Here is a 12,568-nt window from a genome sequence, read left to right as displayed (position 1 = left end):
AGAGTGAAATTTGTTATGGGATAAGAATTCATTTACCCAATAATCAAATTGATAATGAAAACTAAAAAAATCGAAATGCAGCCGCTCGAGGTTAAATTCGACAAGGTAACTTATTTAGAAAATTTAAAAATCGAGTTAAGAACAAGAATCATTAAACCTTTTGCGAAGTTGATTCCTGTCGCTGGATTGACAATCATCGGACTTTTTTTTAATAGTTGTACCACCGGTTATGTTGCAACAGAACCAGCCCAGGTTGAGTATTCTAGACCTGTGAGACCAAGTGAACTGCATGTTTGGATTGATGGGGATTGGAAGTATAATCGCCAAAATCATACTTATATACAAAGAAATGGGTATTGGAATAAACCAGTTCCCAGTCGCACCTGGGTGGCCGGCTATTGGCAATCAAGTCACAGGGGACAATACTGGATTCCTGGGCATTGGCAACGTAATTACAGGTAAAAGCCTTTTATCGCTATTCATAAGTACGAGTAAATTCTTATAAGTTTGGAATTGACTATTCCCGGGCTTTTGTCGTGATCTCATAACACGGTATGTAAAAATGGACTTCATCGACTACTATAAAATTCTGGGAATTGCTAAATCTGCAACGCCTAAGGAAATAAAGAGTGCATACCGAAAACTAGCCAGAAAATTCCACCCGGATCTAAATCCTAATGACAAGAATGCTAAAATTAATTTTCAGCAGATCAATGAAGCGAATGAAGTATTAAGTGATCCTGAAAAACGCAGCAAATATGATCAACACGGATTAAACTGGAAACATGCTGATGAAGCTCAGGATTCCGGACAAAAATACAGGCAGTCGGCAGGTCCACAACATGCTGGAAGAGCAGCTTACTCAGATGAAAGTGATTTTTCTGACTTTTTTGAGTCTTTGTTCAGCGGTCAGCAATCATCCGGAAGCCGCCGACAGGCTAAATTCCGTGGCACTGATTATAATGTAGAACTACGGATGGAACTTGCGGATGCGGTAAAAACCCATAAACAAACGATCTCTGTAAATGGAAAAAAATTAAGAATTAATATACCTGCAGGAGTTGAAAATGGCCAGACCATTAAAATAGGCAATCATGGCGGGCCAGGTATTAATGGTGGACCAAATGGTGATCTGTTCATTTCATTCTCCATCGCCAATCACCCTGCTTTTAAAAGGTTAGGAGTAAACTTATATACAACTGTTGACCTTGACCTCTTCACTGCCATCCTGGGTGGGGAAATGATTATTGATACCCTGAACGGGAAAGTAAAACTTCTTGTGCCTCCTGAAACACAAAATGGGAGCAGGGTTAAACTTAAGGGTAAGGGCTTTCCTTACTACAAAAAGGAGGGACAATACGGGGATTTGATAATTACTTATATGATCAAAATACCCTCCCAATTAACAGAAAAACAAAAGTCCCTTTTTACTGAATTGTCAAAATTGTAACCGTGTATGATCTGAATCTGATATAATCCAACTTAAAGGATGTCAGAACCTCAGTTTTAAAAGAATGATCAAGGGGGATAAAATGTCAGCAACCAATCATATTTCTTTAATTGCCATTGACGAATTCTGTCTCCAACATAATATTGAGCATTCGTTTATCAGTTCATTACATCATTCTGGAATGATCAGGGTTACTTTCATTGAAAAATCCGGATACATCGAAGCAGACCAACTTGAATATCTTGAAAAAGTTGTCCGTTTATATTATGATCTGGATATCAATCTGGAAGGGATTGAAACGATAATTCATCTTCTAGATCGCTTGCAATATCTTCAGAATGAAATAATTAAACTAAAGAATACGCTAAATCTGTATGAAAGTGACTGACATTCAATCTGTGAAATTTGCAACTCTTTGCCTGAATAATGTAACAGTTTAATTATGGTAAGTGTCCACCTTTGTATCGTGAAAATAAATTCACTCCTGTAATCGCCAGCAGCGTGTAATTAAAATATCAAATCGATGAATACAATAGAATTAAAAGGAAATTGGAATGAACAGAAAGGCAAGTTAAAACAGAAGTTTGGCTTCCTGACTGATAATGACCTGATGTTTGAAGAAGGAAAGAAGGATGAAATGCTGGGAAAATTACAGATAAAACTCGGCAAAACGAAGGATGATTTACACAAAATGATTGAAGGTCTTTAAACATTAGATTTGGAAGAGTGCCAATCAGTGGGAAATACCACTGAAAGGTACTCTTTCTTTGATTTCTGGCAATAGATTAGAAATACTAAGGCTCATAAAAAACAAAACCACAATGAAAAAATACATATATACTTTCGGAATCATTGGTATAATCATATTTGGAACTTTTGTAACCGGCTGTAAATCGGATGCTCAAAAGGAACGCGACGCACGCAATGAATTGAACGATATGCTAGACGATGCTGGCAATGACGTTCAAAAAGTGGCTACTGCAGAAGAATGGAGCGTATTTAAAAAAGAAGCTGAGATAAGAATTAAAGAAAATGAAATACGCATTATTGAACTCAGAGCAATCAAGGATAAACCGGGCAAAGTATTTGACGAGATTTATCTAAATAAAATTGAAAAGCTGGAGCAGCAAAACATTGACCTTCAGGCAAGAATAGATATTTATGAGAAAAATCAAAGTAATTGGGCTGCATTCAAGCGTGAATTTGATCATGATATGGATGAACTGGCCAAGGCTTTGAAAGATGTCACGGTTGATAATAAGAATTAATGTTCTATTACATATTCATCTTGAAACCCCAGCCTTCAGGCTGGGGATACGCAAGAGAACAAACCCATGGCCTTAAGGCCTGACTTATTGGTATTGCCGCTGGGTATAAAAACAATTTAATTCTGAAACCAGCTATTCAGGCTGGTTAGATTATATATTCATCTTGAAACCCCAGCCTTCAGGCTGGGGATACGCAACAGAACAAACCCACGGCCTTTAGGCCTGACTTATTGGTATTGCCAATGAGCATAAAAGTGAAGAATAATTGTGCCGTCGCTCAGAAATTTTTGTTAATCTAATTGATCCCAATTCTTTAGGCTGGTTCAGACTAGTAGGTTGGAAAATTGAATATAGAAAGAGGTTTGCCTCCCTTTTCGAGACAACCTCCTCTTATTTAGACTCATATGATAAACATATCCCTTACCGTACCGATAGCTTGCCTGAATATATTTCATTCTTGCTTCCCAGGAGTCTGTATACATAAATGCCCGGCCACAATTGGGAAACATCTGTAGTTGTATTTTTTCTAACGGTTTGATCTATTAATTTTCTGTGACTCACATCATACACCTCTAATCTGAGCTCAGGGGAAATAGATTCCCAGTTGAAGGATACAACAGAGGAAGCAGGTTGAGGATAGACACTGATTTGATCCGCTTCAACAGTTTCAATCCCGGTAATATTTACTTCAGAGTAATTAAAAATGCTCTTCCCGGTTAATTCGAATGAACTTCCTGAATATTCTGTGATATCAAGCAGCATATGCTGAAGTCCGGAGATTCCCTGCTCAAAGATCCAGGGTAGTATCAGATCATTGTATGTGAAATCATTGTTATAACTAAAATCATATTTCCCGGATACAATCCATACCGATCCATTCCATTCATATTCCATGTCCTGTACCATATTCATGTTTCCATCGTAGGTATATTCATCTTTAAAGCCATTCTCCCATTGGTTTGACACGGAATTCCACTCATAATCCATTTGAAGTATTAAAAAGTCATACGAATTGTACGTGTACTCAGTCTTTGACAAATTCATCCAGTCATTGCCCATAAAGTCCCACATATAAAAAGTAGATTCTATGATCAGGTTATTGACATTATAGGTGTTTTCAGTCTTGCTGCTGTTCATCCATTGGCTTGTAGACATATCCCACCAAGAGTTGATTTCTTCAGTAAGGTTGCCATACATGTCATAAAATCTTTCGATTCGACCGGACATTTCCCAGGAGGTTGTTGTTTCATCCCAATAATAGCTGTAACCAATGGTCAGGTTGCCCTCAGTATTATATGTATACAGATATCTATACGCTTGTATCCACTCACCTGATGTTTCATCCCAGGCATAGTCTGTATCAGATATTCTGTTACCATTTTCATCGTATCCGAATTCCTTTTTACTCAAAAGCTCATAATTCTGGTTTACTTCATTCCAGCTTGAGTACAAATCTGAGGTATTGTTGCCATTTCCATCATAATTGAATTCATTCAATGAACTATTCACCCAGATTGAACCTACAGCATCGTATTCTTTGTATTCATAAGTATCCAACTGTTGCATTATTGCCAGGGCTTTTTTATTTTGATACGCGTAATTGCCCGGATTGGAAAGGCCTGTCTTTATATTAGTATTGATGAAGGAACTATTGCAGGCGGCGGGGACTCGCATCTGCCTGAATTGTTGGTTATGTTCAATTAAAAAAGGGTTCCCGAACTTACTTTGCCCAAACATTGTAAGGGTCAAAAGTCCGAAAATTAGGAAAGTAAAGGTTGTTTTCATCGTCGTAAGTTTTTAGTGAACACTATGCAGTTACTATAAATCCTTATTCCTGACACGGACTGGATCTACTTAGCTTATTATGCCTGGTATAACTCACTGACATTAGAACTGCATCTAGTCAGAAAGCTACTCAGAATATAACAAGTGGTAGTTTGCAAAGTTTGCAGCATAAGTAATTATTACTCAGGAAAATGATAGGGCTTTGCGAATGATGACCTATAGATTCCTACCCATGAATGGAATGATAATAAAAGGAAAAAAAATACACGGTTTTGATGATTACTTTTTATGTCATCATACATTAATGATTGAGTTGAATTAGATAAATATTCCTTCATTTCAATTGTGCTGAAAGATATGAAGGATAGGGTCAATAGGCAGTAGTATCTTGAAAAGGGCATAGTTATTACATTATGTGATAATTATGATTCTTTACTATGCATGCTGATGTTATTCATTTTTTATATGAGACTTTTTAGGTTACTCTCTCATCGCTCGGCTACTCCCATCAAATTTTGGGGTAGAATTCTTTTTGCCAGACAACACATAATTCCTGCTAGTTTAATTTTAGCTGTAACCTTTGCCAGTATTGAGGTTCAGGCACAAATAACTACCCTGTATTCTGAAAATTTCGGCACAGGAACCGCATTTCCTGCCGGCTGGTCAGCAGCTAACAGCAGCACCTGGACAATCAGTACCTCAAATTCTTCTACAACTCCCCAGTTTTCCGGAGGAAGTAATGCCGCTGCCGGTTCCAGTAGCAATTCAAGGACAATTACGTATTCAAATAACTTATCATCAGTAGGTTATAACAGTATTACTGTACTTTGGGCTGCCAGGAAATCTATAAATAAAACACTCACTTTCGAATGGTCTGCTGATGGCTCAAATTGGAATACGCTTGGAATAACAGATGTCGCGAATAATTCCACCTGGGCCTGGATCAACGGAGGAACAGGAACCAGGGTAGCCCTGCCAGCCGGTGCAGCAAATGCGGCAAACCTTAGTTTCCGCTGGACTTTTGATACTGATGGTACAGGTGGGGCTTATCGAATTGATAATTTTACAGTTGAAGGATGCCAATTGCCAAATGCACCCGGCACTATTACAGGAAGTACCTCACCGTGCTCAGGAACCAGCCAGGTTTATTCTGTAGTAAATGTAGCCGGAGTTACCTACACCTGGACTTTTCCTGCAGGATGGACAAAAACAGCTGGTGGAACTACTAACTCCGTTACTGTAACGACTTCCGGAAATTCAGGAAATATTACGGTGACGCCTTCAAACAGTTGCGGAAATGGAACTGCATCAACACTGGCAGTCACAGTTTCAGGCATTCCTTCTCAGCCTTCTGCGATCACCGGTACTATTACACCTTGCCAGGGGACAAGCCAAACTTATTCAGTTACCAATGTGGCAGGTGTTACATATTCCTGGACTCTGCCCTCCGGCTGGACCCAAACAGGGGGAGGGAGTTCCAATAGTATCACGGTAAATGCAGGTGCCTCATCCGGAAATATCACTGTTACTCCGTCTAATGCATGTGGAACAGGTCCTTCACGGCAATTGGCTGTCACACCGGTTTTATCCATACCAACCTCATTAGGTGCAATTTCAGGAAACACGTCCCCTTGTCTTGGTAACACGGAATCATATTCAGTTTCAGCTGTTTCCGGAATTAATTACACCTGGGTGGTCCCTGCAGGTTGGACAATACTCTCCGGACAAGGTACAGCAGCAATTTCTGTAACCGTGGGTGCTGCTTCAGGAAATATCACTGTAACACCCTCAAATTCATGTGGTAATGGTCCAAGCTCTGATCTTGCAATTACTGTTCAGACTATTCCGGCACAACCCGGTGCAATCACTGGAAATACTTCATGTTGTCAGGGTGCTTCACTAAGTTTTAGCGTTCCGAATGTTGCAGGGGTGACATTTACATGGCAATTCCCGGCAGACTGGACCATTACTTCCGGTCAGGGCACATCTGCTGTGACAGTCACAGTTGGTAGTATAGCAGGGAGTATTGTAGTTACCCCTTCAAACATCTGTGGACCCGGACCTTCAAGATCCATGGCAGTAAGCATTATAAACATACCTTCTCAACCTTCCGCTATCTCTGGAAATGCCATTGCCTGTAAATTATCAACCCAGGCATACAGTGTTATCAATGTGGCTGGGATTACTTACACCTGGACCGTTCCTGTGGGCTGGACCATCAATTCTGGGCAGGGAACCAATTCGATACTTGTTACCACTTCCGCAAATAGTGGGAATGTCACCGTTACTCCCTCTAATGCATGTGGGAATGGCACTTCACAATCCTTAGCTGTTACCATTCAGATTTCAGCTCCATCACTTCCATCAGTTATCACTGGAAATACGGTTCCATGCTCAGGGTCAACAGCATCTTATTCAGTTGTTAATATCCCGGGAACCACTTATTTATGGAGTGTCCCGGCTGGCTGGACCATAAGTTCAGGGCAGGGCAGCAATTCCATTACTGTCACCGTTGGGGCCACACCAGGCAATATTTCGGTAAGTCCATCCAATACCTGTGGGGGAGGGGCTTCAAGGACACTGGCAGTGAGTCCTCTTTCAGCAATTCCTCTCCAGCCTTCACCTATTAGCGGAAATGATACGGTTTGTGTCGCTTCATCGCAGGTTTATTCCGTAACAAATGTTGCCAATGTCACTTATACCTGGTCAGTACCAGCCGATTGGACACTCATTTCCGGGCAGGGTACTAATAGCATACAGGTTACGGTTGGAACGACTTCAGGAACTATTACAGTTACCCCTTCCAACTCATGCGGCAATGGCTCTCCATCATCCATTACTGTCGTAGTAGAAAGTTTGATTCCACCTCAGTCCGGACCAATAAGCGGTTCTCAAACACCTTGCGAAGGTTCAGTGCAGGTATATACCATACCAGCCATTACCGGTTCAACTTTCCATTGGACGATTCCTGCCGGATGGATTCTCCAGAGTGGTCAGGGAACCCATACCCTGACGGTTCTGGTTGGAAGTAACAGCGGAAATATTGCTGTATTTGCTTCAAATTCATGCGGGAATGGTCTTTCAGACACTTTTCCGGTAACTGTTGACCCACTGCCGGTTTCGGCAGGAGTGATTTCAGGCAGCAATAGTCTGTGCAGAGGGGAAATACAGAATTTTTCAGTAACTGCGATTTCGGGAGTTACCTATACATGGTCAGTTCCGGGAGGATGGGTAATTCTTTCAGGACAGGGAACTTCATCAATCAGTGCATCCACAGGAAATACCACTGGTAATGTAATAGTGGTTCCTTCAAATTCATGCGGCAATGGACCGGCTTCAAGCCTGATGGTGAATATTAAAGATACTCCCCAAGCCTTTACAGGGAATAATTCAACGATATGTGAAGGCGCCAGCATCCAGATTGGAGGGCCTGCCGTACCAGGGAATACTTATTCCTGGACTTCCGATCCTCCCGGTTATTCCTCTACTGAATCTGATCCCACAGTAACCCCGACAACTTCAACAACATACACCTTGATTGAAGTGAATCAGGTTACCGGTTGTTCAGACACGAACAGTGTTACTATTACTTTGAATCAAATTATCACAGTCACAGTAAATCCTTCCTCACTCGAACAAACCATCTGTTCTGGCGAGAGCACTCATATAGTGCTGGGTAGCAATATTACAGGCACATTGTTCAACTGGGAAGCAATATTGACCACCGGATCAGGAACAACCTTCAATGCAAATGGCACCGGTACTCAGATCAATGAATTGATCATGAACACTTCCGGACTTGTTTCCCAGGTTACATATAATATCACTGCAACAGCTAATGTTTGTACCAACACTTCCACATCCGTATTAATAAATGTTAATCCTGCTCCTGTTGTTCCATCTCAAACAGCCACAATATGCAGCAACTCAGCATCAGGATTGCTTTTAGATGCCAGCACCAATGCAGAACCTGTAGCTTCTTATAATATATTTTCAATTAATAGCAATGGTCTCCCTGCTGTGGCAGGTAATCCCGTAACCGGGACAGGCTTTTCTGAAACAGTGATTGCTGATGATGCCTGGTCAAATACTACACTTCTTCCGGTGGATGTGCTCTATACCTTAGAACCGGTTAGCGCATCAGGATGCAAGGGTGATGTTTTCACTGTTAAACTCACAGTTCATCCCAGGCCCATTCTGACGAATGCCACAGCTGTTGAAATATGCAGTGGTGCAACAACTAATATTCCACTTACATCAAATATACCCTCATCTTATAGTTGGACCATCGGAACAATAACAGGTGGAATTACCGGTGCTTCAGCTGGTACAGGAGACCTTATTTCCCAGGTATTGAATAATCCGGGTAATGCTTTAGATGGAACAGTAGAATATCTCGTTGTGCCAACTTCCGGGTCGGGTTCATGCCAGGGAATTCCTGTTTCAGTAATTGTCACAGTTCATCCAAAACCTTCGCTGCTGAATGCCGCATCATACAGTGTTTGCAGCGGTTCAGCTTTTTACCTTACACTGGCAGCATCAGTAACTTCAACTTATACATGGTCAATAGGCACAATCTCGGGGGGCATTTCAGGTTATTCCCCTGGTACAGGAAATGAAATCAACCAGGTACTTCTGAATTCCAGCAATAGCATTGCAGGAAGTGTTCAATATATTGTAGTTCCGACCTCCCAAACTAACTTATGCCAGGGTAATCCTCTGACTATAACAGTCACTGTTAACCCCATTCCAACAGTGAGTGCTTCATCCTCTGCTGCATCTGTTTGTCCGGGATCCCTGTTTAACCTGAATTCATCCTCATCATGGGCTGCATCACCTACCATTATGAGTGAAGACTTCAATGCGGCTACCAATACCTGGGCCCGGACAAATACTTCTACCGGTGGAACAACTGCAAATGCAACCTGGACATTAAGGCCTGATGGCTACGTGACGAATAGCCAGACTCTTCATTCCAACGATGTAAGTCAATTCTATCTTTCCGACAGCCGTTCTCAAAATGGCACAGTTACCGCGACCACGCTGGTTTCTCCACTATTGAGCACTGTTGGATATTCCGATTTATCACTTTCATTCTGGCATTATTATGACTTTAACAGTACTACTGGAGAGTCTGCCAAAGTTGAAGTTTCCACTAATAATGGGACTTCCTGGTCAACGGTAGCTACCTACACCAATGACAGGGGGTCTCCCGGAAGTTTTCAAAATGTGGTACTCTCACTAGGTGCTACCTATATCAATAGCAGTACTTTCTTAGTAAGATTCAACTATTACTGTGGTTCAAACAGGGGACGCTATTGGGCTATTGATAATGTAGTCCTCACAGGAACACCTACTAATCTGCCGGCTATCAGCTGGAGTTCCAATCCTGCCGGATTCACATCTACTGCAGAAGATCCTGTGGGAGTTACACTTACTACAACTACACAGTATCTGGTTTCTTATACAGATCCTTTAACAACCTGCAGTGGAAATGCTTCTGTTACTGTGAATGCTTATCCAGTGCCGGAACCTGAAATTGTTGCCGATTATTGCAGCGTTCCCGGCATGATTGTGCTCACGGCTTCAGGTGGTGGAACTTACCTCTGGAATACAGGAGAAACCACTCAAGCAATAAAAGTGGATATCGCCGGGATGTACAGTGTTGTTGTGACAAATGCCAATGGATGTACCGGTGCTGCATACCTTTCAGTTTCTTCCGAACTGGTTGTAAATGGTGACTTTTCTGCAGGTAATACAGGTTTCACCTCAGGTTATGCTTATGACCCCACTGCAAATGGATTGGTTGCTCCGGAAAGTGAATATGCCATTAACAGCAACGCGAATTTTAACCATAGTAACTTCTGGGGCTATGACCATACCACGGGTAGTGGAACCGGTAATGCCAATTTCCTTATTGTTAACGGAGCTAAATATGCTCCTCAGCCCTTTGTTTGGAGAGAAACAGTAACTGTCCTTCCGAATACAGATTATTACTTTTCTGCCTGGGCCATCAGCTTGAATAATGTATCTCCCTATGCTGAACTTAGATTCTCAGTAAATGGTACTCAGGTTGGAACTACTGCTTTTCTAACCGCTGGACAAAATATACTCAATAATCCCTGGCTGCTCAAGGATAGATTCTATGGTACCTGGAATTCAGGGGCTTCAACCACTGCTATAATTGAAATTCTTGACCTCAATACATCAGCAAACGGAAACGATTTTGGTATTGATGATATCTCGTTTGGAACCCTGGCCCCAATCCCATTTTCTACTGACCCTACTTGTAGTGGAGATGGTATATTCTGTGAAGGTGAAAACGTTCAACTGTTTGCAAACCTGACAGGTGGAAAGCCCCCGGTTTCCTACTCATGGACAGGTCCGGGAGGATTTACCTCCACTCTGAAAGATCCTGTAATCAATGGGATTACAACGAATGGCAGCGGAAGGTATTATCTTTCTGTATCTGATGGTTATGGCTGTCCTCCACTTACCGATTCCATTGATATTATTGTCTATCCATTACCTTCAGCATCTATCACAGGACCCACTTCTGCTTGTCTGTATTCCATTTCCCCGATCCTTACTTTCACAGGAACAGATGGGACAGCACCTTATACTTTCCTTTATACCATCAATGGTGGTGCACAGCAATCCATCACCACAACATTTGGTTCATCAGTGGAACTGTCAGTTCCCACTAATATGCCCGGGACATATATTTATACCATCGTTTCAATCAGTTCAGATAATGGCTGTTCCCAAACTCAGAATGTAAGTCATACCATCACGATCAATTCCCTGCCCACTTGTATCATCAGTGGTTCCAGCCCGGTTTGTCCCGGGACTTCCGGAAATCAATATTCAGGACAGGCAGCAATGAGCAATTATGCCTGGTCGATCTCAGGAAATGGTGCTATTACTGGTCCATTTAATGCTCAGGTAGTAAGTGTCACTGCAGGTGACCTCTGTGATGAAACATTCCTGCTGACATTAATGACAACTGATGTTAATGGCTGTAATGCAATTTGCCAGGAAGAAATTCTGGTTGAAGATATTAATCCTCCCGCATTGTCTTGCCCTGCATCTGTAACACTTCCTGCTGAACCGGGAGAAGAATTTGCCAACGTTTCTTTATCAGCTCCTTCAGCTGCCGATAATTGTTCTGTTGCAGATTCATTGATCTTTTCATGGAGCCTGTCAGCACCTTCAACGGGGGCAGGGACCGGTTTTATTCCGTCACCCTACCAGTTCAATGTTGGAACAACGACCGTAAGCTATACTGTGACCGACTTATGTGGAAATTCATCATACTGCAGCTTTACTGTAACAATTACACCTAACGACCCTCCTGATATCACCTGTCCGGCTGATATTTTGCAGAATACACAATCCGGTTTATGCATAGCTTCATTAGATCCAGGGATACCTGCTCTCAATTCCGGGGCTTTACCTGTAAGCTGGCAATGGCAAATGTCTGGGGCAACAACAGGCTCCGGTACCGGGATTCCGATTCTTCCAAACCCCTATACCTTTAACCTGGGTACAACCACGATTCGTTGGATTGCTTCCAATATCTCAGGTTCTGATACATGCTACCAAACAATAACAGTAGTTGATGATCAGCCACCTGCATTTGTATTGCCGGGACCCTTTAGTTTCTGCGTTGAGTCGATTAATACAGCAGTTTATTATGACCCAACCATGGATATTCAGCCAGATCGACCTGAGTATTACACATTTATAGCAGGAAGTACAACTTTTGACCTGGATATTTCCGCTATTACCGATAACTGCAGCCTGGGTTGTACTCCGGAAATCCGCTGGCACATCGATTTTGCTGATGGAAGTATCCTCCCTGCTTTACCCTCATTGTATTTCACCGGACAACCATCCACCTACAGCAGTGATATTCAGTTCCCGGGAATATTAACCGGTAACCTGATCCATAAAATCAGCTACCAGGTGGTGGACTGCAATGGAAATGCATCTGCAATTTATGAAGTCAATATAACCATAACTCCTCGTCCAAACGTAATTAAACAATAATAAAAAATCAACT

7 protein-coding genes are annotated in these 12,568 nt (G+C 41.9%); 6 read left to right on the top strand and 1 reads right to left on the bottom strand.

Annotated elements, in window-relative coordinates; genetic code table 11:
* Positions 1–54 precede the first annotated feature (54 nt).
* The 5 genes from IPH84_01620 to IPH84_01600 all read left to right on the top strand — a co-directional run bounded on the left by IPH84_01620 (position 55) and on the right by IPH84_01600 (position 2,718).
* Positions 55–462, top strand: coding sequence for a YXWGXW repeat-containing protein (locus IPH84_01620; GenBank protein MBK7171940.1), 408 nt, complete (start codon positions 55–57; stop codon positions 460–462).
* Between the two features lie 100 nt (positions 463–562).
* Positions 563–1,450: a J domain-containing protein gene (locus IPH84_01615; GenBank protein ID MBK7171939.1), complete on the top strand. Its 888-nt coding sequence runs from the start codon at positions 563–565 to the stop codon at positions 1,448–1,450.
* 82 nt (positions 1,451–1,532) lie between these two features.
* A complete protein-coding gene (locus IPH84_01610) occupies positions 1,533–1,838 on the top strand; it encodes a chaperone modulator CbpM (GenBank protein MBK7171938.1) in 306 nt (101 codons plus the stop codon).
* A 135-nt stretch (positions 1,839–1,973) separates the two neighbouring features.
* Positions 1,974–2,159, top strand: coding sequence for a CsbD family protein (locus IPH84_01605; protein ID MBK7171937.1), 186 nt, complete (start codon positions 1,974–1,976; stop codon positions 2,157–2,159).
* 112 nt (positions 2,160–2,271) lie between these two features.
* A complete protein-coding gene (locus IPH84_01600) occupies positions 2,272–2,718 on the top strand; it encodes a hypothetical protein (protein MBK7171936.1) in 447 nt (148 codons plus the stop codon).
* Positions 2,719–3,138: 420 nt separating this feature from the next.
* Here the strand turns inward: IPH84_01600 and IPH84_01595 are convergent, their stop codons facing one another.
* The gene (locus IPH84_01595) at positions 3,139–4,503 is read right to left on the bottom strand and encodes a T9SS type A sorting domain-containing protein (GenBank protein MBK7171935.1); all 1,365 of its coding nucleotides are present in this window, start codon (positions 4,501–4,503) and stop codon (positions 3,139–3,141) included.
* A gap of 465 nt (positions 4,504–4,968) precedes the next feature.
* Between IPH84_01595 and IPH84_01590 the strand changes: the two genes are divergently transcribed.
* The gene (locus IPH84_01590; protein ID MBK7171934.1) at positions 4,969–12,555 is read left to right on the top strand and encodes an HYR domain-containing protein; all 7,587 of its coding nucleotides are present in this window, start codon (positions 4,969–4,971) and stop codon (positions 12,553–12,555) included.
* The last annotated feature ends 13 nt before the right edge of the window (positions 12,556–12,568 follow it).

This window comes from Bacteroidales bacterium (assembly GCA_016707785.1).
Lineage (GTDB): Bacteria > Bacteroidota > Bacteroidia > Bacteroidales > UBA4417 > UBA4417.
The sequence above is the reverse complement of the archived record's forward strand: the minus strand, read 5'-3'. Positions and strand labels throughout refer to the sequence as shown.